This window comes from Streptomyces sp. NPDC043878, from assembly GCF_056435735.1.
Genome location: NZ_JBWKDW010000004.1, coordinates 81,486 through 102,675, shown reverse-complemented (window position 1 = coordinate 102,675; position 21,190 = coordinate 81,486). Strand labels below are relative to the sequence as shown.

The 21,190-nt window shown below is 73.1% G+C and carries 21 protein-coding genes; 12 read left to right on the top strand and 9 right to left on the bottom strand.

The annotated features are described in order from the left end of the window. Positions 1–102 precede the first annotated feature (102 nt). Positions 103–1,311 (bottom strand): MFS transporter, encoded by a 1,209-nt coding sequence (locus tag AC07AZ_RS08180; RefSeq protein ID WP_478845043.1) that lies wholly within the window; start codon positions 1,309–1,311, stop codon positions 103–105. Between the two features lie 111 nt (positions 1,312–1,422). Beyond that, positions 1,423–1,875 (bottom strand): hypothetical protein, encoded by a 453-nt coding sequence (locus tag AC07AZ_RS08175; protein WP_478845041.1) that lies wholly within the window; start codon positions 1,873–1,875, stop codon positions 1,423–1,425. Between the two features lie 697 nt (positions 1,876–2,572). On the opposite strand from AC07AZ_RS08175, the gene AC07AZ_RS08170 reads away from it, so the two are divergent. From AC07AZ_RS08170 to AC07AZ_RS08155, 4 genes are all read left to right on the top strand, one after another. After that, positions 2,573–3,628 carry a glycoside hydrolase family 5 protein gene (locus tag AC07AZ_RS08170; RefSeq protein ID WP_478845039.1) on the top strand — a complete coding sequence of 352 codons (1,056 nt, stop codon included), beginning with the start codon at positions 2,573–2,575 and terminating at the stop codon, positions 3,626–3,628. A gap of 265 nt (positions 3,629–3,893) precedes the next feature. Continuing rightward, complete coding sequence (locus AC07AZ_RS08165) at positions 3,894–5,009, top strand: Gfo/Idh/MocA family protein (RefSeq protein WP_478845037.1); 1,116 nt, start codon at positions 3,894–3,896, stop codon at positions 5,007–5,009. After that, positions 5,006–5,944, top strand: a complete 939-nt coding sequence (locus AC07AZ_RS08160) for a DUF6807 domain-containing protein (protein WP_478845035.1) — start codon at positions 5,006–5,008, stop codon at positions 5,942–5,944. Before AC07AZ_RS08165 ends, AC07AZ_RS08160 begins: the two co-directional genes overlap by 4 nt. Continuing rightward, a complete protein-coding gene (locus AC07AZ_RS08155) occupies positions 5,938–6,699 on the top strand; it encodes a cupin domain-containing protein (protein ID WP_478845033.1) in 762 nt (253 codons plus the stop codon). Before AC07AZ_RS08160 ends, AC07AZ_RS08155 begins: the two co-directional genes overlap by 7 nt. A gap of 33 nt (positions 6,700–6,732) precedes the next feature. Here the strand turns inward: AC07AZ_RS08155 and AC07AZ_RS08150 are convergent, their stop codons facing one another. Together AC07AZ_RS08150 and AC07AZ_RS08145 are read right to left on the bottom strand one after the other, a co-directional pair. Continuing rightward, positions 6,733–8,568, bottom strand: a complete 1,836-nt coding sequence (locus AC07AZ_RS08150) for a glycoside hydrolase family 15 protein (protein ID WP_478845031.1) — start codon at positions 8,566–8,568, stop codon at positions 6,733–6,735. A gap of 77 nt (positions 8,569–8,645) precedes the next feature. Next, positions 8,646–9,425, bottom strand: a complete 780-nt coding sequence (locus AC07AZ_RS08145) for a DeoR/GlpR family DNA-binding transcription regulator (RefSeq protein ID WP_478845029.1) — start codon at positions 9,423–9,425, stop codon at positions 8,646–8,648. A gap of 150 nt (positions 9,426–9,575) precedes the next feature. On the opposite strand from AC07AZ_RS08145, the gene AC07AZ_RS08140 reads away from it, so the two are divergent. Both AC07AZ_RS08140 and AC07AZ_RS08135 read left to right on the top strand, forming a co-directional pair. After that, positions 9,576–10,457: an SIS domain-containing protein gene (locus AC07AZ_RS08140; protein WP_478845027.1), complete on the top strand. Its 882-nt coding sequence runs from the start codon at positions 9,576–9,578 to the stop codon at positions 10,455–10,457. A 368-nt stretch (positions 10,458–10,825) separates the two neighbouring features. Next, the gene (locus AC07AZ_RS08135) at positions 10,826–11,710 is read left to right on the top strand and encodes a class II fructose-bisphosphate aldolase (RefSeq protein ID WP_478845025.1); all 885 of its coding nucleotides are present in this window, start codon (positions 10,826–10,828) and stop codon (positions 11,708–11,710) included. Here the strand turns inward: AC07AZ_RS08135 and AC07AZ_RS08130 are convergent. Next, entirely contained in the window at positions 11,700–12,842 is a 1,143-nt protein-coding gene (locus AC07AZ_RS08130; protein ID WP_478845023.1) for a methyltransferase, read from the bottom strand. The two genes, AC07AZ_RS08135 and AC07AZ_RS08130, sit on opposite strands and share 11 nt — an antisense overlap. 66 nt (positions 12,843–12,908) lie before the next feature. On the opposite strand from AC07AZ_RS08130, the gene AC07AZ_RS08125 reads away from it, so the two are divergent. The 5 genes from AC07AZ_RS08125 to AC07AZ_RS08105 all read left to right on the top strand — a co-directional run bounded on the left by AC07AZ_RS08125 (position 12,909) and on the right by AC07AZ_RS08105 (position 16,917). Then, positions 12,909–13,559 carry an alpha-ketoglutarate-dependent dioxygenase AlkB family protein gene (locus AC07AZ_RS08125; protein WP_478845021.1) on the top strand — a complete coding sequence of 217 codons (651 nt, stop codon included), beginning with the start codon at positions 12,909–12,911 and terminating at the stop codon, positions 13,557–13,559. Positions 13,560–13,607: 48 nt separating this feature from the next. Then, the gene (locus tag AC07AZ_RS08120; protein ID WP_478845019.1) at positions 13,608–14,852 is read left to right on the top strand and encodes an ROK family protein; all 1,245 of its coding nucleotides are present in this window, start codon (positions 13,608–13,610) and stop codon (positions 14,850–14,852) included. Between the two features lie 64 nt (positions 14,853–14,916). Then, positions 14,917–15,627: an NUDIX hydrolase gene (locus tag AC07AZ_RS08115; protein WP_478845359.1), complete on the top strand. Its 711-nt coding sequence runs from the start codon at positions 14,917–14,919 to the stop codon at positions 15,625–15,627. 340 nt (positions 15,628–15,967) lie between these two features. Beyond that, positions 15,968–16,423 (top strand): RpiB/LacA/LacB family sugar-phosphate isomerase, encoded by a 456-nt coding sequence (locus tag AC07AZ_RS08110; RefSeq protein ID WP_478845017.1) that lies wholly within the window; start codon positions 15,968–15,970, stop codon positions 16,421–16,423. Positions 16,424–16,623: 200 nt separating this feature from the next. Next, complete coding sequence (locus AC07AZ_RS08105; protein WP_478845015.1) at positions 16,624–16,917, top strand: SHOCT domain-containing protein; 294 nt, start codon at positions 16,624–16,626, stop codon at positions 16,915–16,917. A 252-nt stretch (positions 16,918–17,169) separates the two neighbouring features. Here the strand turns inward: AC07AZ_RS08105 and AC07AZ_RS08100 are convergent, their stop codons facing one another. Further along, the gene (locus AC07AZ_RS08100) at positions 17,170–17,721 is read right to left on the bottom strand and encodes an ATP-binding protein (RefSeq protein WP_478845013.1); all 552 of its coding nucleotides are present in this window, start codon (positions 17,719–17,721) and stop codon (positions 17,170–17,172) included. A gap of 183 nt (positions 17,722–17,904) precedes the next feature. Beyond that, complete coding sequence (locus AC07AZ_RS08095; RefSeq protein ID WP_478845011.1) at positions 17,905–18,228, bottom strand: hypothetical protein; 324 nt, start codon at positions 18,226–18,228, stop codon at positions 17,905–17,907. A 364-nt stretch (positions 18,229–18,592) separates the two neighbouring features. Between AC07AZ_RS08095 and cds1 the strand changes: the two genes are divergently transcribed. Then, positions 18,593–19,717: an L-cysteine desulfhydrase Cds1 gene (cds1, locus tag AC07AZ_RS08090; RefSeq protein ID WP_478845009.1), complete on the top strand. Its 1,125-nt coding sequence runs from the start codon at positions 18,593–18,595 to the stop codon at positions 19,715–19,717. A 1-nt stretch (position 19,718) separates the two neighbouring features. Here the strand turns inward: cds1 and AC07AZ_RS08085 are convergent, their stop codons facing one another. Together AC07AZ_RS08085 and AC07AZ_RS08080 are read right to left on the bottom strand one after the other, a co-directional pair. Next, positions 19,719–20,192, bottom strand: coding sequence for an SRPBCC family protein (locus AC07AZ_RS08085; RefSeq protein WP_478845007.1), 474 nt, complete (start codon positions 20,190–20,192; stop codon positions 19,719–19,721). 89 nt (positions 20,193–20,281) lie between these two features. Next, positions 20,282–21,115, bottom strand: coding sequence for a DeoR/GlpR family DNA-binding transcription regulator (locus AC07AZ_RS08080; RefSeq protein WP_478845005.1), 834 nt, complete (start codon positions 21,113–21,115; stop codon positions 20,282–20,284). Positions 21,116–21,190: the final 75 nt, after the last annotated feature.

The following is a 21,190-nucleotide window of genomic DNA, read 5'->3' as shown; positions in this document are numbered from 1 at the left end:
ACGCGGCCACCACAGCCACCGCGGCCACCGCGCCAAAGATTGTCGGACCACGTTGGGCGGCGTGAGTCCGCGCGAGTTCGCGCGAGTCCGCGTCAGAACACGTCACACCCCGTCAGTCGGGTGCGTCCGGTGGATGGTGAGGCCCACGAGCGCGGCGACGGCCGCGAGCGCCGCGACGCTGGTGAGGGCGACGGGCAGGGAGAACCAGTCGGCCATGAAACCGATGGCCGGCGGTCCCAGCAGCATGCCTCCGTAGCCGAGGGTGGAGGCGATGGCGACACCGGTGGGGCCGGCCGCCGTGCCGGCGCGTTCGATCGCCACCGGGAAGATGTTGGCGAGACCGAGTCCGGTGACGGCGAAGCCCAGCAGCACCAGCCAGACCGTGGGGGCGAGCGAGCCGGCCAGCATGCCCAGGGCGGCCGTGGTGCCGCCCGCGACGACGGTACGGGTCCGGCCCAGACGTTCGAGGAGCCTGGTACCACCCAGTCGGCCGACTGTCATGGCCAGTGCGAAACAGGAGTAGCCCGTGGCCGCGAGACCGGGGGAGGCGTCGAGGTCCTGCTGCAGGTGCAGCGCCCCCCAGTCGGCCAGGGCGCCCTCGCCGTACGCGGTGCACAGCGCGATGAGGCCGAACACGATGACGAGACCACGGGTACGGCTGTCGAGGCGGCGAGGTGCGCCCTTCCGCCGAGGGGTGTCGTCCGCGGGCGCCGGCGATTCGCTGCGCAGGAGGAGGCGACCGGCCACGGCGGTCACCGCCAGGCCGACGAGGGTGAGCCCGAACAGGTGGCGGGTGGGCGACAGTTGACCGGCGACCAGTCCGCCGAGGCCCGCGCCTGCCATCCCGCCCAGGCTGAACGCGGCGTGGAAACTGGGCATGATCGGTCGGCCGAGGGCGTTCACCAGGTCCACGGCCGCGCTGTTGAAGGCCACGTTGATGCCGCCGTAGCCCGCGCCGAGCACGAAGAGCGCCGCGCCGAGGGCGGGTGCGGAGTGGGTCAGAGGTGGCAGCGCGACGCTGAGCGAGAGAAGGACGGCGCAGGCGACGGTGACGGGGTGGCTGCCGTAGCGTCGGCAGAGCCGTCCGGTGAACACCATCGTGAGGACCGCGCCGGCGGAGACCCCCAGCAGTGCCAGGCCCAGGGCGCCGGTGGAGCTGTGCGTCTGCTGCTTGACGGCGGGGATGCGGACGACCCAACCGGCGAAGAGGAAGCCGTCGAGGGCGAAGAAGACGGTGAGGACCACCCGGAGCCGTGTGAGGGCACGGTCCCGGGCGGGGGCGCGAGCCCCGGTTTTGTTTATGAGCGGCACAAAATCAGGCTAAGCCGCGGCCGGGGAGGGGACAAGGAGGCCGCGGCAGGGGCTCTACGGGGGCAAACTCCCCGGACCTCTACGGAGGCTTCCCGGACCTGCGGGCGCGTCTCACACCTCGATCACCTCGCCCCCTCCGCAGCGGATGCAGGTCCTGCCCGTCGGCCCAGCGCTGCTCACCACGACGTCGAGGTCCTCCGGCCCGCACACCCGGGCCGTCCCAGTGCCGGGGAACTTGTCCGCGTCGGCCAGGCGGATGGACCTCTTCGACTCGCTGACGGCGTTCGCCTTCGCCAAGTACGACTTCGCCGGGAAGTAGTCCCTCTTCGGCGTCCTGCTGGCGATGTGCATCCTGTTGACCCAGCTCGCGATCATCCCGCAATACGACATCATGGTCTGACCGGGCTGGCCTGGCACCCTCAACGCACTGATCGTCCCGGCCGCTGCGAACGCCTTCGGCAGCTTCTGGACGCGCCAGTACACCGGCAGCAGTGTCCCCGACGAACTGCCGGACGCCGTCCCGTCGAGGGCGCCGGCTCCTTCTGCCTGTACTCGTGGTGCCACCGTGTGTCCGCCCGGCCCTGGCGTTCCTCGGCATCCACACCTTCATCGCCGCCTGGAACGACTACGTCCTGCCGTTGGTGGCGCTGGTCAACTGTGTACGTGGTGCCGTGGCGAGGGCCGCCGGGCGCGTACGGCGGTGCCGCGACGAGGGCCGCCCCGGCGCGTACGGCGTCAAGGCCGGGGCCAACCGCAGCCGCGCCGCGCCGTCAACACGGCCGCCCGGTAAATTCGTTGGCGACTGCAAAACCCGACGCACCGCCAACCTCCCGGTGAACCTTGCCGCCGCCCCCGGCGAACCCCGGCCCGCCACCGCCCGGCGAGGCATGCCCCGGGGCCGTACAGGCGTCGCCCCCTCCGCGCCCTCGATCCGACGACGCGGCGGATGTTACGCGTGGGAAACCTTGACGGTCGCTGGGGCGGGTGCCACGATGCCGACGCCTCGACGTTTACGTAAACATCCCCGCCCCGCGGGCCCCCCGGCCCGGAAACAGGCCCCCACCTGTCCGAGGGATGTTTACGCAAACATGACGGGGCGGTCGACAGTGCGGGGAGGAGCGGCGCGGATGGTTGCCAGCGGTGCGGTCGGGAACGCACCCGCCGGCAGGGGCCGCCCGTCCGGCCCGGTACACGTTCTGACGGCGGCTCGTCCACGCGCTACCCCCCTGCGCCGGGCCGCCACTTCTGAAAGGGCAAGCTGATGCGCAAGACCCCCACCGGAAGCCGGATCACCCCCCGGCTGCGTGCCGCCTTCGTGGCGGTCGCGATCGCCGCGATCGGCGGTACGACCATCGCCGGCAGCCCCGCCTCCGCCGCGCCGAGGCATGACACCACGCAGTTCAAGGGCGTCAACTGGGCCGACCCCCGCGACAACTTCGCCGACGACCCGGTCGTGCTGTCCGGTCTCTCCCTCTCCGACAACTACGCGCGGACCTACGCCAAGGCGAGCCGGATCATCTCGGCGTTCCGCGCCAACCTCGGCGCGAACACCGTGCGGCTGCCCATCAACCCGTACACGGTCAACGGCGCCTACTGGAAGTCGTACCGCGGGGTCATCGACGCGGCCTCGGCCAAGGGCTTCAAGGTCATCGTCTCCTACTGGGAGGGCACGGGCGCCCAGAAGGACGGCTTCATCGACGACCAGGCCACCTACTGGCCCATGTGGAACACCGTCGTCAAGGCCTACAAGAACGACAGGCACGTCTACTTCGAGCCGATGAACGAGCCCCACGGCTACACCGAGACCGAGTGGGCCGACATCGCGGCGAAGTGGCTGCAGACCTACCCGTCGGTCCCGCGGGACCGGGTGTTCGTCAGCGGCGCCGGCTACAACGACCACGTCACCTCCGTGTGCGCCGACCCGCGCCTGAAGGGCACGTATCTGTCGCTGCACCACTACGGGTTCTGGAAGGAGTACGCGACCTACGACCAGTGGGTGGCCGACCTGAAGGAGCGCATCGGTGACTGCGCCGACCGGACCGTGGCCGACGAGTTCGGCGCCCCGATGACCACCGGCCTCGACTACGACAAGCCGGCTCCGTCCGACAACTTCGTCAACTACGTCCAGGCCGTGACCGACACCTTCCGCGAGCTCAAGATGGGCTCCGTGTACTGGCCCGGCCTGCGCACCGACGACATCTACTCGATACAGACCCTGACGGGCCCCGCCTCCCGGCCCCGGCTGGCCACCACCAACCAGTCCGGCGCCGACCGGCTCGCCTGGGCGTGGGGACGCGGCAAGCCCGTCCGGCCCTGAACGGCCGCGGTCCGCTGCCCGGACACACCACCTGAGGCACGGCCGGCCGCGGCACCCGCGCCGCGGCCGGCCGCCGTGCCCGCCAAGAACGTCACAGGAGCGGAGCCGGAGGCGCGGCCCGGTCGCCCTCCCCGCGTCCTTCGGACGGGACTTTTCCTTCCGTCGCCGTGGAGGGGTTGTCCTGACATTCGGGACTCACTTAGGGTCGCCTGCGAGAGCAAGCGCTTTCTCCATGCCTTGTCCGCGGCTGTCCCGGGAGGACCGCATGCCCGCACGCCCAGTCCGTCGCCGCGCCGCCGTGGTCGGCACCGGCGCCATCGTCGGCGGCAGCCACCTCCCCGCGCTCCGGGCCCACGCCGAGCGGGTCGAACTGGTCGCCGCCGTCGACGTGGACGAGGAGCGGCTCGGCGCCTTCCGGGAGCTCGCGGGCGAGGAGGTCGCCGGGTACACCTCGGTCGACGCGATGCTGGACGCCGTACGTCCTGATCTGGTCCTGATCGGCACGCCCCCGTCCCTGCACCGCGAGCAGACGGTGGCCGCGCTGAAGGCCGGCGCCTGGGTGCTGTGCGAGAAGCCTTTGTGCCTGTCGCTGGCCGAGTACGACGAGATCGCCGCCGCCGAGGAGGCGTCCGGGGCCTACGCGGCCGTCGTCTTCCAGCACCGCTACGGTTCCGGCGCCGTGCACGCCCGCGACCTGATCGCCGGTGGTGAACTGGGCGCCCCGCGGGTCGCGCACTGCCAGACCACGTGGCACCGCGACACCGGTTACTACGCGGTGCCGTGGCGCGGGCGGTGGGCCACCGAGGGCGGCGGGCCGACGATGGGTCACGGCATCCACCAGTACGACCTGCTGCTGCACCTGCTCGGCCCGTGGACGGAGGTGCGGGCGATGGCGGCACGCCTGGTGCACGACACCGAGAGCGAGGACGTCTCGACGGCCCTCGTCCGCTTCCGCAACGGCGCCCTCGCCACCGTCGTCAACAGTGTGCTGTCCCCCGACGAGGTGAGCCGCGTCCGCATCGACTGCGCCGACGCGACCGTCGAGCTCACCCACCTCTACGGCCACCGCAACGACGACTGGGTCTACACCCCCGCGCCCCACGTGCCGGCCGAACGGGCCGCCGCCTGGCGTGTCCCCGCGGCGGACGTGCCCAGCTCGCACACGGCGCAGCTCGGAGCCCTCCTCGACGCGTACGACAGCGGGGCGCGGCCTGCGGGCAGCGGAGCGGACGCCCGCGCCACCCTGGAGTTCGCGGCGGCCCTCTACAAGTCGGCCTTCACGGGACTGCCCGTGCACGCGGGGGAGATCGGCCCCGGCGACCCGTACTACCCGGCCATGCACGGCGGCCACCCCGACTGGGCCCCCAAGGAGCGCGCATGAGCATCCGAGTCAGCCACACGCACGGCGAGCACATCGCGGTCGCGGCGGCGGACGGAACCGAGATCCTCCGCTACGTCTACCGCCCCGACCCGGAGGCGTTCGAGTCGCGCAAGCCCTACGCCCACCCCGTGCGCACCCTGGCCGGACGGACGGTCACCGGCTACCGCCCCAGTGACCACCGCTGGCACAAGGGTCTCCAGCTGACGGCAAGTCACCTCTCCGGACAGAACTTCTGGGGCGGCAACTCCTATGTCCACGGCCGGGGTTACCTCCCCCTGCCCGAGCGGATCGGCTCCATGCGGCACGACGGCTTCCCCGCGTTCACCGTCGAGGAAGACCGGCTCGCCTTCACCGAGGAACTCACCTGGGTGGAGAACGGGGGCGACGCATGGGCGCGCGAGGCCCGTGGGCTGACCGTCCACTCCATCGACCGCGAGGCCGGCGCCTGGGTCCTCGACTGGTCGGTCCACCTCACCAACCTCCGCGCCGAACCCCTGGTCTTCGGTTCCCCGACCACCGCGGGACGCGAGTCGGCCGGCTACACCGGCCTCCAGTGGCGCGGCCCGCGCGACTTCACCGGCGGCACCGTCTTCGGGCCCGACATCGACGGGGGAGCGGGCGCGGACGCCGGCAAACTGATGGGCACCCAGAGCGAGTGGCTCGCCTTCACCACCGAACACGACGACGTCGACGCGCACTCCACGCTCGTCTTCGCGCACGCGCCCGAGAACCTCGACGAGCGGACGGCGATCCACGAGTCGCACTGGTTCGTGCGCTCCGAGCCGATCCCGTCGGTCGCCTTCTCCTGGGCGTTCAACGAGGAGTTCGCGCTGCCGCCCGGCGAGTCGTTCGCCTACCGCTACCGGATCGTCCTCGCCGACGGCGCGTGGGACCGCGACCGCGTCACCGCCCACCTGGCGGGTCTGCCGTGGTGAGCGTCCCCGGGCCCACCCCGCCGAGTCCGCTCCCCGGCGCCGTCGGCCTGTCCCACCTCAGTGCCTACGACTGGGAGGCCGCCGACGGCCTGTGCGGCGGCAGCCCGCACCTGCACCTGGTGTGCACCGAGGCATACGTCGTCACCGGCGGCCGCGGAGCGGTGCAGACCCTGAGCCCCGACGGTTACCGGGACATCCCCCTGGAGCCCGGCTCCGTCGCCTGGTTCACGCCGGGCACCGTGCACCGCATGGTGCAGGGCGGCGACCTGCGCGTCACCGTGCTCATGCAGAACAGCGGCCTGCCCGAGGCGGGGGACGCCGTCTTCACCTTCCCTCCCGAGGTGCTCGCCGACCCCGCCGGCTACGCGGCCGCCGCCGCGCTTCCACCCGGCACGGGACCGGACACGGCGGCCGCCGCCCGGCGCCGCCGCGACCTCGCCGTCGAGGGGTACCTCACCCTGCGCGAGGCGCTCGTCGCCGGGGACGACGGCCCCTACCTGGCGTTCCAGCGCGCCGCCGCCCGGTTGGTGCGTGACAGGGTCCCCGCCTGGCGTGGGCTGTGGCGGGCCGGCGCGCTCGCCGCCGCGCAACGCACCGGCGCGCAGCTGGACGCCCTGGAGCTCGGTGAGCCGGCCTATCTGGACGAGGCGACCGCGCACGAGGCCGCGCCCACCCGGCTGGGCGGCTTCGGGATGTGCGGGCGCCGCGACGAGTACGCGCTGCCGGGGAGCACGCTGCCGTACGGCGGCGAGTAGCCGCGAGCACCCCTCAGCCGGCCGGCGGCCCGGTCAGCCGAGGGCGCGGTCCAGGTTGAAGGCCGCGCTGATCAGGGCGAGATGGGTGAACGCCTGCGGGAAGTTGCCCTGTTGCTCACCGGTGTGGCTGATCTCCTCGGCGTACAGGCCCAGATGGTTGGCGTAGGTGAGCATCTTCTCGAACGCCAGGCGGGCCTCGTCGACCCGTCCGGCGTGCACCATGGCCTCGACGTACCAGAACGAGCAGATGGAGAAGGTGCCTTCGTCGCCGCGCAGTCCGTCCGGGCTCGCCAGCGGGTCGTAGCGGTAGACCAGGGAGTCGGACACCAGCTCCTGGGTGAGCGCGTCCAGGGTGGACAGCCACTTGGGGTCGGTCGGCGCGATGAACTTGGACAGCGGCATCATCAGGACGGCCGCGTCCAGCACGTCGCCGTCCTCGTGCTGGACGAACGCCTGGCGGCTCTCCGACCAGCCCCGGGTCATGATCCGCCGGTAGATCGTGTCCCGGGCCTCCTGCCAGCGGGGCAGTTCGGCGGGCAGGCCGCGCCGGTTGGCCATCCGGATGGCGCGCTCGATCGCCACCCAGCACATCAGGCGGGAGTACAGGAAGTTCTTGCGGCCGCCCCGGGTCTCCCAGATGCCCTCGTCGGGCTGGTCCCAGTTCTCGCACACCCAGTCCACCAGGGAGCAGACGTCGTCCCACTGGTCGCTGGAGATGGGCTTGGCCCACTTGTCGTAGAGGTAGATCGAGTCGATGAGTGCGCCGTAGATGTCTAGCTGGAGCTGGTCGGCGGCGGCGTTGCCGATCCGTACCGGCGCGGAGCCCTGATGGCCCTCCAGATGGGGGAGTTCGCGTTCGGTGAGATCGGTGCGGCCGTCGATGCCGTACATGATCTGCAGCGGGCCGGAGGGCTTGCCGTCGCCCGGACTGACGTGCCGCGTCACGAACTTCATGAACGCCTCGGCCTCGCCGGTGAAGCCGAGGCGCAGCAGCGCGTACACGCAGAACGCGGCGTCCCGCACCCACACATAGCGGTAGTCCCAGTTGCGTTCGCCGCCGAGCTGCTCGGGCAGGCTCGTGGTCGGAGCCGCCACGATGGCACCGGTCGGCGCGTAGGTGAGCAGTTTCAGGGTGAGGGCCGAGCGGTGCACCATCTCCCGCCAGCGGCCCCGGTACTTGGACGCGGACAGCCAGTGCCGCCAGTACGCCACCGTCGTCGCGAACTGCTCCTCGGCCTCGGTCCTGGCGCAGCGGCGCGGACTCACCTCACCCCCGACCTGGTCCAGCGCGAACACCGCCGACTCGCCCTCGGAGAGCTTGAAGTCGGCCCGCGCGTCCAGGCCGTCGGCCTCCAGCGGCACGGTGGCGGTCAGCGCCAGGGACAGCTCCGCGGACTCGAACACCGCGACCTCGCCGGCCATCCGCACGATGTGCGGCCGGGTGCCGTAGTCGAACCGCGGCGCCACGCGCGTACGGAACGGGATGGAGCCGCGCACGCACAGGACGCGCCGGATCAGCCGGTGGCGTTCGGACTCGGCCGACTCGCCGTCGACGGGCATGAAGTCCTGCACCTCGCCGACACCGTCCTCGGTGAAGAAGCGGGTGATCAGGACGTTGGTGTCCGGGAAGTAGAACTGCTTGGTCTTCGCCGGGACGGTCGCCGCGAGCTCGAAGCGGCCGCCGCGCTCCGCGTCCAGGATCGACGCGAACACGCTCGGGGCGTCGAAGGACGGGCAGCAGTACCAGTCGATCGTGCCGTCGGTCCCGACCAGGGCCACGCTGCGCAGGTCGCCGATCAGGCCGTGCTCGGCGATCGGCAGATAGCGGGAGGTGTCCGGCTCGTCCCTGTCGTTCGGTGTTCCGCTCATCGCAGCCTCCCTGGTCCCCCGACGCCGTTCGACACTCAGCCTAGGCCGGAACGGGGGCCGAGGCGCCGAAAACGCGATCAGACTGCCAGGACGCGAATGCCGGCGTCCTCGAAGCGCCGCAGGGTCTCCGGCTCCGCCGCGCTGTCCGTGACCAGTGTGCCGACCGTCTCCGCGGCGCAGATCCGGGCGAACGCCCGCCGCCCGAGCTTGCTCGAGTCGGCGGCGACGATCACCCGCTCGGCGCGCTCGCACAGCAGCCGGTTGACCGCGGCCTCCGCCTCGTCGTGCGCGGCGGCCCCGTCGAGGACGTCGAAGGCGACGACGCCGAGCACCGCCACATCCATCGTGACCTGGCCGAGCACGCCGTCCGCGAGGGGCCCGACGAGTTCGTAGGACTGCGGGCGGGCGACCCCGCCGGTCAGCACGATCTTGAACTGGGGGCGTACGGCGAGCTCGTTGGCGATGTTCAGCGCGTTGGTGACGACGGTCAGCGCGGGGGTTCCGGCGGCCAGGTCGCCGCGCACGGCCAGGGCCCGTGCCACTTCGGTCGTGGTCGTGCCGCCGGTCAGCCCGACCGCCTCGCCGGGCGCGATCAGCGCGGCCACCGCCTTGGCGATGCGCTGCTTCTCGGTGGCGTGCCGGGCCGTCTTGTAGCGCAGCGGCAGCTCGTACGACACCCCGTGCACGACCGCGCCGCCCCGGGTGCGCACCAGCATCTGCTGCTCGGCGAGCTGGTCGAGGTCACGCCGGATCGTCGCGGCAGAGACCGCAAGTTCCACGGCCGCCTCCTCCACGTCCAGCCGGCCGCGCTCGACCAGCAGGTCCAGCAGGGTCTTCCAGCGGGCGTCGCGCGACATCCGCGCCCTCCGTTCCTCGATCTTCCGGCGACCCTAGCGCACACGCGTACTCCACCAGATGCTTGATTCTGCTTGAAAGTCCGCTCTATCTTGCAAGAACAAGCATCAAGATGAGGTGCCGCGGCTGCACCCACAGGGAGGGGGTCCGGCATGACCCATGTCGAGGACGAACTGGCGGCTCAGCCCGACTGCTGGACACGGGCCGCCGCGGAGGCGGCCCGGCACCGAGAGGCACTGCCGGCGCCGGGGGAGCGGGTCGCCGTCGTCGGCTGCGGCACCTCGTACTTCATGGCCCAGTCGGCGGCGGCGCTCCGCGAGGGCTCCGGCCAGGGCGAGACGGACGCCTTCGCCGCCTCGGAGTTCCCGCACGGCCGGCCCTACGACCGGGTCGTCGCCCTCACCCGTTCCGGCACCACCACCGAAGTCCTGGAACTGCTCGGGCGCCTGAGGGGCCGCACCCGGACGACAGCCGTCACCGCCGACCCGGACACACCCGTCATGGCGGCGGCCGACGACCACGTCGTACTGGACTACGCCGACGAACAGTCCGTCGTCCAGACCCGGTTCGCCACCACCGCGCTGACCCTGTTCCGCGCGCATCTGGGGCTGCACACCGAGGACGCGGTCACCGACGCCCGCACCGCCCTCGCGTCCGCCCTGCCCGAAGGGCTCGTCACCCGCACGCAGTTCACCTTCCTCGGCCGCGGCTGGACGGTGGGCCTGGCCAACGAGGCGGGGCTGAAGATGCGCGAGGCGTCGCTCGCCTGGGCCGAGGCGTATCCGGCGATGGAGTACCGGCACGGACCGATCAGCGTGACGACGCGGGGGAGCGCCACCTGGATGTTCGGTCCGGCACCGGACGGGCTGGCCCAACAGGTACGCGACACCGGCGCGTTGTGGGTGGCCGGCGACCTCGACCCGCTGGCCGAACTGGTCCGCGCGCAACGCCTCGCCGTCGCCCTGGCCACCGCCCGCGGCCTCGACCCCGACCGCCCACGCCACCTCACCCGCTCGGTGATCCTCACGCAGTGAGGCATGCGACCACCCGCCGACCTGGCCGGGGCGCCAGCCCCCCGACGGGCCGGGCCACCGTCCCCGACGGGCCGGGCCACCGTCCCCGACAGGGCTGGGGCACCCCCCGACCTGGCCGGGCCACCGTCCCTGACAGGGCCGGGCCACCGTCCCCGACGGCCGGGGCGCCACCCCCGACCGGGCCGCAGAGCCATCCCCGACCTGGCCGGCTCACCATCCCCGAGCGGGGTGGGGCTGTCCCTCCCCGACCGGGCCGGGGTACCCCAGCCCCCAACCGTGTCAAGCCGCCCCGGGGCCTGATCGTGCCCCGACCCGGACCCGATCGGCGCCCGGCCCCGCCGTGGCCCGGACTTCCGGAAAGGACAGCCGTGCCTCTCGCTACCACCGGCGAACTCGTCACCCGTGCCGCCGCGGCCCGTTCCGCCGTCGCCGCGTTCAACATCATCACGCTGGAACACGTCGAGGCCGTCGTCGCGGGGGCCGAGAGCGAGGCCACGCCCGTCGTCCTCCAGGTCAGCGAGAACGCGGTCGTGTTCCGGCAGGGGCGGCTGCTCCCGCTCGCCCGTGCGGCGGTCGCCGCCGCCGAACGCGCTGCCGTACCCGTCGCGTTGCACTTCGACCACGTGCGGAGCGAGGACCTGCTGCGGCAGGCGGCGGACGCCGGGTTCAGTTCCGTGATGTACGACGCGTCCCGCCTGGCCTACGCGGACAACCTCGCGGCGACCCGGGCGGCCGTCGACCGGGCGCACGCCCAAGGGCTGTGGATCGAGGCCGAGTTGGGGGAGGTCGGCGGCAAACACGGTGAGCCGGCGCTGGACGCGCACGCGCCCGGCGCCCGTACCGACCCGGCCGAGGCCCGCGCGTTCGTCGCGGACTCCGGGGTGGACGCCCTCGCCGTCGCCATCGGCAGCGCCCATGCCATGACCACCCGTACCGCCGCCCTCGACCACGGTCTCCTCGCACGCCTCACCGCGACCCTGGACGTACCGCTCGTGCTGCACGGCTCGTCGGGTGTCCCGGACGGCGAACTGGCCGCCGCCGTCGCGAACGGCATCGCGAAGGTGAACGTCGGCACCGCCCTGAACATCGCCATGACCGGCGCCGTCAGGGAGTTCCTCACCGCCCACCCCGAGGCGGTCGACTCACGCACGTATCTCGGGGTGGGCCGGGAGGCGATGGTGCGGGCGGTGGCCGGAATCATCCGGGTGGTCGGCCGCCCGGACGTCCGGCGCACCGCCCCGGTTACTCCCTGACCGCCCTCAGGACCACGAACTTCGGGTCACTGGCGATCACTTGACTGTTGCCGAACAGGCGCCGCAGCTTCACGTGGTAGCCGAGGTGCCGGTTGCCGACCACCCACAGCTCACCGCCCGGAGCGAGCGCGCGCCGGGCGCCGGTGAACATCCGCCAGGCCGTCGCGTCGGTCGTCGCCTGGTGCGAGTGGAACGGCGGGTTGTTGAGCACCAGGTCGGCGCTGCCGTCCGGCACCCCCTCCAGCCCGTCCCCGACCCGGAACTCCGCGTGTCCGGGCGCGCCGTTCGCCTTGTACGTGGCCTCGGCCGAGGCCACCGCCTGGAACGACTCGTCCACGAACAGCACCTCGGCACCGGGTTCGGCCAGCGCCACGGCCGTACCGACGACACCGTTGCCGCACCCCAGGTCCACGACCCGCCGGGCGCCCCCGCCGGCCGGCAGGTGGCGCAGGAAGAAACGGGTGCCGATGTCGAGCCGCTCGGCGCAGAAGACGCCCGCGTGGTTGACGACGGTGCGGCCCGAGACAGGACCGACGTCCTCGGGGAGCCGGTAGCTGTGCGGCCACGGGTTGGTCCCCCGCGGCCGGCGGGGGTCCGGGGCGCAGAAGATCAGCCGGGCCTTCTTCTCGGCGAGCGAGGTGCGGGTCGGGCCGAGGATCCGCTCGAACAGCTTCAGCGTCGAGGTGTGGATCTCCTTGGCCATCCCGGTGCCCACCACGACCGTGTCCGCGTGCACGGCGGGCGCCAGCCGCAGCAGCTGGTCCTCCAGCAGCGCCAGGCTCTTCGGCACCCGGACCAGAAGCACGTCGATCCGGCCGGGCGGCGGGTCCTGCGTGGTGAGCAGCGTCGCGGCGCCGTCCGCCCCGGCCCGCGCGAGGTTGGCGCGGGTCGCCTCCCGGGTGAGGTACGAGTCGGTGATCTGCACCGGCCGGTGCGCGGCGAGCGCCGTGACCAGTGCGCCCCAGCGGTCGCCGAGCACCACGACCGTGCCGTCCAGCGGAACCTCCTCGCCTGCCAGATACCGCAGCAGGTACTCGTCGGAGGCGTCCCAGGCGCGCAGCCGCTCACGCGGGTCCTCGGGGAAGCGGGTGGGCTCCAGCTCGCCCCAGGGCGTCGTCATTCGGTCGTTCATCGTGCGCCCAGGCTAGCCGAGCCGGGCCCCCCGCCCCCGCGCGGCGGGTCGGGCAGGATGGAAGGCATGGACGCCGAGCTGTTCCCCCGCGCCCGCGCGCAGGTCGCCCCCGGTGCGGTGCACCTGCCGGACTGGCTGGACGCCGGCCGGCAACGGGAGCTGCTGGCGGCCTGCCGGGAGTGGGCACGCCCGCCGGCCGGACTGCGTACGGTCCGCACACCCGGCGGGGGCACGATGACCGCCCGCCAGGTCTGCCTGGGCCGCCACTGGTATCCGTACGGCTACGCCCTCACCGTGGTCGACGGCGACGGCGCCCCGGTCAAACCGTTCCCGCCGTGGCTGGCCGAACTGGGCCGCCGCGCGGTCACCGACACGCTCGGGGAGCGGGCGGCGCCGCCGGACCCGTACGACATCGCACTGATCAACTTCTACGACGGTGACGCCCGCATGGGCATGCACCGCGACAGCGACGAGAAGTCCCCCGCGCCGGTGGTGTCCCTGAGCCTGGGCGACACGTGCGTCTTCCGCTTCGGCAACCCCGAGACCCGCGGCCGGCCGTACACGGACGTCGAACTGCGCAGCGGCGACCTGTTCGTGTTCGGGGGACCGTCCCGGCTCGCCCACCACGGCGTGCCCCGGGTGCACGCGGGCACCGCGCCGCCCGAGTTGGGGCTGACGGGACGGCTGAACATCACCCTCAGGGTGAGCGGACTGTAGGACGCGGCGGCGGCCACGGAAACTTCGGATCATGGGAGACTCGCCCTCATGAGCGGCAAGGCGGACCCCCGGACACCGGGGGAAAGGACCACCTCGAGGGCGCGGTTGGACCGGGGGCGAGGCGCCCTCGGTCCCGCGTTGGAGCTCGTGCACACCGGGCGCGCGCCGACCCGTGCCGTCCTCACCGCCGAGTTGGGGGTGACCCGGGCGACGGCCGGCGCCGTGGCCGCCGAGCTGGAGGCGCTCGGCCTGATCCGGGTCGACGCCCGGCCCGGCGCGGCCGCCGGGTCGCAGGGGCGGCCCTCGCACCGGCTGTCCGTCGCCGAGGACGGCCCGGTCGTGCTCGCCGCGCAGGTGCACGCCGACGGGTTCCGGGCCGCGCTGGTCGGCCTGGGCGGCAGGATCGTCGCCACCGCGCCCGGCTGCGAGACCGTCGACGCCGACCCGGCGAAGGTCCTCGGCTCCGTCGTGGAGGCCGGCGCCGGACTGCTCCGCGCGACCGGGCGGCGCTGCGTCGGCGCCGGCCTCGCCGTGCCGTCCGCCGTCGCCGAACCCGACGGGCTGGCCCTCAACCCGCTGCACCTGGCGTGGCCCGTGGGGGCGCCGGTGCGCCGGATCTTCGCCGAGTGCGTGCGCGAGGCCGGGATCACGGGTCCCGCCTTCGCGGGCAACGACGTCAACCTCGCCGCGCTCGCCGAGCGCCGGCACGGCGCGGGCCGAGGCGCCCGTGACCTGCTGTGCGTGGCCACCGGGCACCGCGGGGTGGGCGGCGCGCTGGTGCTGGACGGGCGCCTGCACACGGGAAGTTCGGGCCTGGCGCTGGAGGTCGGCCACCTCACCGTCAACCCGGAGGGCCGCCCCTGTCACTGCGGCAGCCGCGGCTGCCTGGACGTCGAGGCGGACCCGCTGGCCCTCCTCACGGCCGCCGGACGCGACCCCGGCCCCGAACCGTCCCTGCTCCAGCAGGCCGACGACCTGATCCGCGACCGGTTCGACGATCCGGCCGTGCGTGCCGCAGTCGAGGCCCTGATCGACCGGCTCGGCCTCGGACTCGCCGGCCTGGTCAACATCCTCAACCCCGACCGCATCATCCTCGGCGGGCTGCACCGCACGCTCCTGGACGCCGACCCGGACCGCCTGCGCGCGGTCGTCGCCGACCGCAGCCTGTGGGGGCAGAGCGGCGGCGTTCCCATCCTGGCGTGCACGCTGGACCACAACAGCCTGGTCGGGGCGGCCGAGTTGGCGTGGCAGCCGGCGCTGGACGATCCGCTGGGGGCACTGAGCGGTGGGTGAACAACCGCCGCCATCCGACGGCTTGGCCCTGCTGGAACCCGAACGGCTGCGCCTGGTCGAGGTGATGGCGCCGTTGCTGCGGAAGGGGGAGCGGGCGGCCATGAACCGAGCGTGGGCGGACGCGGTCGCGGCCAACCCGAGTCTGTTCGACGGCCCGGTGGTGGTCTGCGCCGGCCTGGACCGCGACGGGCCGGGCGGGCTGGTCGTCTCCTGGTCCCGGACCACCTACCGGTACCTCGCCCTGCGCCGGGTACCGGGCTCCACCCCGCTGCCGTCCCTCTTCGTGAGCGTCGTACAGCCCACCGACGACGGACGGGTCGTGGTGGGGCGGATGTCCTCCTCCACCGCCGCCCCCGGCCGCTGGCAGCTGCCCGGCGGGTCCGTCGAACCGCCGGCCGGCCGGGAGCCCCTGGACGAGGCCGCACTGCGCGGACACGCCGCCCTGGAGCTGGCCGAGGAGACGGGCCACGCCACACAGCCCGCGGAACTCACCCGCTGCCTGGTCACGCAGGCGGCGACCGGCCAGATCGGCGTCCACTACCTCGCGCCGCGCAGACCGGCGTCACTGCTGAGCGAACGGTTCGCGGCCCTGGTGGCCACCGAGACGGCCCAGGGACGGGACCCGGAGTTCGACGAGATCGCCCTGATCGGCTCCCCGGCCGAACTACGCCGCCTCACCGGCCCGCACGTCGTCTACCTCGAAGCGGTCGTCAGCCGCCACACCCGCCCGCTGCGGCGCCCTCCCGGCGGGAGCCGTGACGTGCGCGAGGGGTGAAGCATCCGTCTCGCCGCGTGATCGGCCCGCGCGTCGCCTGCGTGGCTGCCGCTGTCCCGGAATGCGGGCCCGGTGTGCGGGCCTCTCGGCGGGGGCGGTGACCGGCGTGCGGGGGTGAAGCGGTGGTCCCACCGCCGGGGCCCGCGCGTCGCCTGCTTCGCTGCCGTTGCCAGCCGGTATCCGGGCCCGGTGCCGGGGCCCGTCGGCGGGACCGTGACCGGCGTGGCGGGGTGAACCGGCGGTCTCACCGCGTCCGGCCCGCGTCCGGAGTGGACCGGTGATCCCGTCACACCGGCCCGCGTCCGGGGTGGCGGTGTGTCGCCCCGAGTACGCTCGCCCCATGCGGATCTCCGTTTCCTCGGACATGGACGAACCAGTGGCCCGCTCTCTGGTCGCCGACCTGCGCGACCGCGGTCACGAGGTGACGACGCACGGGGCGCTGAACCCCGGCGACGACCCCCGGTGGGCCGTCTGCTCCCGGGCCGCGGCCGCCGAGGTCGCCGCCGGGACGGCGGACCAGGCGGTCGTGTGCTGCTGGACCGGCACCGGCGCCTCGATCGCCGCCAACAAGGTGCCGGGCGTGCGCGCGGCCCTGTGCACGGACGCGTACACGGCGGACGGCGCCCGCCGCTGGAACGACGCCAACGTCCTGGCCCTCGGTCTGCGCCTGACGTCCGAGCCCCTGCTCAAGGAGATCCTCGACGCGTGGTTCGCCGCCCAGCCGAGCCAGGACAGCGAGGACCGGGCGAACGTGGCGCACGTCGGACGGCACGACCTCGCCCGGCGCCTTCCGTGACCCACCGCCGGTAGCCGGCGAGCTCCGGGCGCGTTCGGGCGCGTACCGGCGGGCCGGGGCCGCGGCGGGGAGCAGCCGCGCGAAGCCGCCGTACTCCCCGGGAGGTACGCGTACTGCCGCCGGACACACGACGACCCGGACCCCTGTCCGGCGCGAGTCTCGAGACAGCACCAGAAGACCCACCTGGGAGATGACTCGAGATGCTGACACTTGCCCACTGGGACGGCGGCCCCGGCCCGTGGATCCTCCTCTTCCCCCTGGTCTGGGCGGCCGTCGTGGCCGGCGCCGTGACCGTCCTGCGCCGGACCGGCCCGCGCGTCCGCCGCGGACCGTGGCGGACGCCCGACGACCCCCGCCCGAGCGGCGACTCGCCCCTGGCCGTGCTCGGTCGCCGCTTCGCCTCCGGCGAGATCGACGAGGACGAGTACTGGCGCCGGCTGTCCGTCCTGGACGAGCAGTTCGGCCGTACGTCCGGAAAGGGCGGCGCGCTGTGACGACCCCGGCCGCCACGACCCGGCCGCCACGTCCACGTCGGGATGTGTCCGTCTACGGCGGGACGCGACGTCGGGATGTGTCCGTCTACGGCGGGACGCGACGGCGGGATGTGTCCGTCTACGGCGGGATGTGTCCGTCTACGTCGGGACGCGCCCGTCAACGTCGGGACCCGCCCGTCAACGTCGGGACCCGCCCCCAGCCCCAGGACCCGCCCGGGGACGGGCGGGCGGGCTCTTTCGGGCACCGCCCGGTCAGCCGGCCACGGCCGACCGGGCGGGGGCGTGTTCGGGCCTGCGCAGGTCGAAGTCGTGCTCGACCTCCGCGAAGACGTGCACCGGTTTCTCCGTGGTGACCCGGCGTGGCGGGCGGGCCGCCGCGGGCCGTGGGGCCGTGGGTGTCGGCAGCGTGAACCAGACGACCTTCCCCGATTCGCCGTCCGGTCGCACACCCCAGCTCTCGCTGACCGCCGCGACCATCGCCAGCCCGCGTCCGCGGGTGGCGAGCGCGTCGGTGTCCGCTGCGTCCGCGAGGTCCTCCACGACCGGCAGACGCGGGTCGTGGTCGTGCACCGAGACCATCAGCCGGTCGAGCAGCAGCTCGATCTCCACGGTGCACGTCTTGTCGGGCTGGGCATGGCGGTGGACGTTGGTCAGCAGCTCTGTCACACCGAGCGCGGCCCGGTCGATCAGAGGGTCCAGATGCCAGTAGCGCAGCTGCGCCGATACGATTCTGCGGACCTGGCCGATCCGCGACGGCAGGGCTTGGAGCTCCACCGCGCAGTGCCTGTTCGGATGAGTGATCACGGCTGCGACTCCCCGACTGAAGAGGCCCGGAAGAACACGGAGTAGGGATCCAGCAGGACGTGTGCGTGGCATGGCCGCCTGCTGTCGTGGCCGGCGGGCTGGTTCGCAGCGTTATCGCCGGTAAACCCAGAGTGACGTGACAACAGCGTGACGCAGGGGGCGATGCCCCGCAACTCGCGCCGTTCAGCCGCCCCGGCCGGCCGCCTTGCGGACGGCCTCGATGAACCGGCGCGCGGCGGGCGGGCCGGGCTCGCCGGGGGCGGGGTCGTGGTCGCCGAGCGTCAGCAGGTAGCGGTTGCCGTTGAGGTCGGCCTGTGCCCGGTCCTCGGTGGCGAACCACGGCTTGGACGCGCGCACCGCCTGCACCGGCGCGCTGTCGATCTCGCTGCCGTAGCTGGTGAGCAACTCCAGCCTGCCGTCACTGATCCGGACCTGCCCGGCCCGGGTGAGCGACCGCAGCCGCTTCCCGATCCGTACGCCCGTGGCCGTGAACTCCGGCTCCGCCATGCCGTTGCGCCCCCTTGCCCGTCGCTCCGCCGGTTCCCCGCCGCGGGCCGGGATACGGCTCGCGGAGCGGTCCGGTCGCGTGGTCCGGTCTCCTGATCCAGTGTGCGCCCCGGACGGAACCTTCGTCCCGCCGGGCAGTCTGCCCGCCCGGGAGGCCGAGCACCAGTGCGCACGGCGTCCTGAGAGCGGGCGTCCGGAGCACTCGCGTGAATGCGCCCCCCATCCGTGCGCCGTTCCGCCCCAGGCTCGGCTTTGGGCTGCCCAAAGGAGTGTTTATGCAGGTGAGAAGCGTGCGGCAGGTGTCTATGATCGGTATGTCGGCCACGCGACGCGTCGTCGGCGCGAAGCCTTAAGGAGCCCCGCCGTGAGCACCACCCAGCAGACCCGGACCGGCGCCACCCTCGATGTCGACCACAGTGACAGCGCCTACCGGGGCTGGCTGAAAGAGGCCGTCCGAAAGGTCCAGGCGGACGCCAACCGCTCGGCCGACACGCATCTGCTCCGGTTCCCCCTGCCGGACGACTGGGGCATCGACCTGTACCTGAAGGACGAGTCGACCCACCCTACCGGCAGCCTCAAGCACCGGCTGGCCCGCTCCCTGTTCCTCTACGGCCTGTGCAATGGCTGGATCAGGCCGGGCCGCCCGGTGATCGAGGCGTCCAGTGGCTCCACCGCCGTGTCCGAGGCGTACTTCGCGAAGCTGATCGGCGTGCCCTTCATCGCCGTGATGCCGCGAACGACGAGCGCCGAGAAGTGCCGTCTCATCGAGTTCCACGGCGGGCGGTGCCATTTCGTGGACGACCCGCGCAGGATGTACGAGGCGTCCGCGGCACTCGCGGCCGACACCGGCGGCCACTACATGGACCAGTTCACCTACGCCGAACGGGCCACGGACTGGCGCGGCAACAACAACATCGCCGAATCCGTCTTCAGGCAACTGGAGTTGGAACGTTTCCCGGAACCCGCTTGGATCGTCGCCACGGCCGGCACCGGCGGCACCTCGGCGACCATCGCGCGCTATGTGCACTACATGCAGTACGACACCCGTATCTGTGTCGCCGACCCGGAGAACTCGTGTTTCTTCGAGGGCTGGACCACCGGCGATCCGGACGTCACGTGCGACTGCGGCTCACGCATCGAGGGCATCGGCCGGCCCCGGATGGAGCCCAGCTTCGTGCCCGGCGCCGTCGACCGCATGATGAAGGTCCCGGACGCGGCGAGCGTCGCCGCCGTGCGGGCCCTGGAGCAGGCCATCGGCCGCAAGGCGGGCGGTTCCACGGGCACCGGGCTGTGGAGCGCGCTGAAGATCGTCGCCGAGATGGTGGCCGAGGGGCGCACCGGGAGCGTGGTGACCCTGCTGTGCGACCCGGGGGACCGGTACCTCGACAAGTACTACTCCGACACCTGGCTCGCCGAACAGGGCCTGGACATCGAGCCGTACGCGGCGGCGATCCGCTCCCTGCTGAGGACGGGCGTCTGGCCCGCCTGACTCACCGTGCGGCCAGCCGCCGCTCCAGCGCCGTCACCGCGCCCCGGAAGGTCCGCCCCATGCCGCCGCGCGCGAGCCGCAGGACGAGCCGCAGCGGGGCCGCTGCGTCGGCCGCGAACGTCCACCGTACGAGCGTGCCGGTGCCCGCCGGGGTGAGCCGCCACTCCTCGACCAGGGCCCGGAGGCCCGGCGCGTTGGTGGCGTCCACGCGGTAGGCGTACACCTCCGCCTCCTTCGCCACGAGCACCGTCTCCTCGAAGCGGGTACCGCCCCTGAGCCGGATCTCCCGCCGGCCGTCGTCACCGAGCGGCCGGGCGAGCGTCACGGCCGAGAACCACTCGGCCCAGCCGGGTACGTCCTCGGCGAGGGCGTGGAAGACCGCCTCGGGGGAGACGGAGACCTCCCGGGCGAAGACGAGCCGTACGGGAGCGTGCTCGAGGAACTCGGTTCCCACCGGTCGCAGCGGACGAGCCATGGACACAACCCCCTGGTGTGCGGCCCGGCGCGGGACGGGCGGGCGGACACGGGCGGTACCCCGCCGGCGCCCGTCACCCTAGCTGACGGTCAGTCAGCTGTCTGCTCCTCGTCGGTCTCGCCCGCCACCACCAGCCGCCGCAGATGCTCGGAGACCTCCGCGCGCGCCCCCGCCGGCAGCCCGGCGTCCGTCACCAGGGTGTCGACCTGCTCCAGGGCCGCGAACGAACTCAGGCCCACCGTGCCCCACTTGGTGTGGTCCGCGACCACGACGACCCGCCGCGCCGACTGCACCAGGCGCCGGTTGGTCTCGGCCTCCGCGAGGTTCGGCGTCGACAGGCCGGCCTCGACCGATATCCCGTGCACACCGAGGAACAGCATGTCGAAGTGGAGCGCGGCGATCGCCTGGTCGGCCACCGGGCCCACCAGCGAGTCGGACGGGGTGCGCACGCCACCGGTCAGCACGACCGTGGCCGCTCCCTGCCGGGGGCCCGTGGTGCGCTGTGCCGCGTGGAAGACGTCGGCCACCCGGACCGAATTGGTGACGACGGTGAGGTCCGGCACCTCCAGCAGGTGATGGGCCAGCGCGAAGGTCGTCGTACCGCCCGACAGTGCGATGGCACTGCCCGGCGCGACCAGTTCGGACGCCGCCCGCGCGATGTCCTCCTTGGCGGTCAGCTCCAGCCCCGACTTCGCCTCGAAGCCCGGCTCGTGCGTGCTCGCCTCGACCACCGGCACGGCGCCGCCGTGCACCTTCTCCAGGACGCCCTGCCGGGCGAGCGCGTCCAGATCGCGCCGCACCGTCATGTCCGACACGCCGAGCTTGCGGGTCAGCTCGTTGACCCGGACGCCCCCACGGCGCCGGACCTCGTCCAGGATCAGGGCGCGCCGCTGCTCCGCGAGGAGGTTCTGATTCTCACTCACGTACGCTCCGGTCCTTTCGCCTCAAGCCGTCCGACACGCTCCGCGCACCCCCCGCGACAAGGACATTCCTCCCGC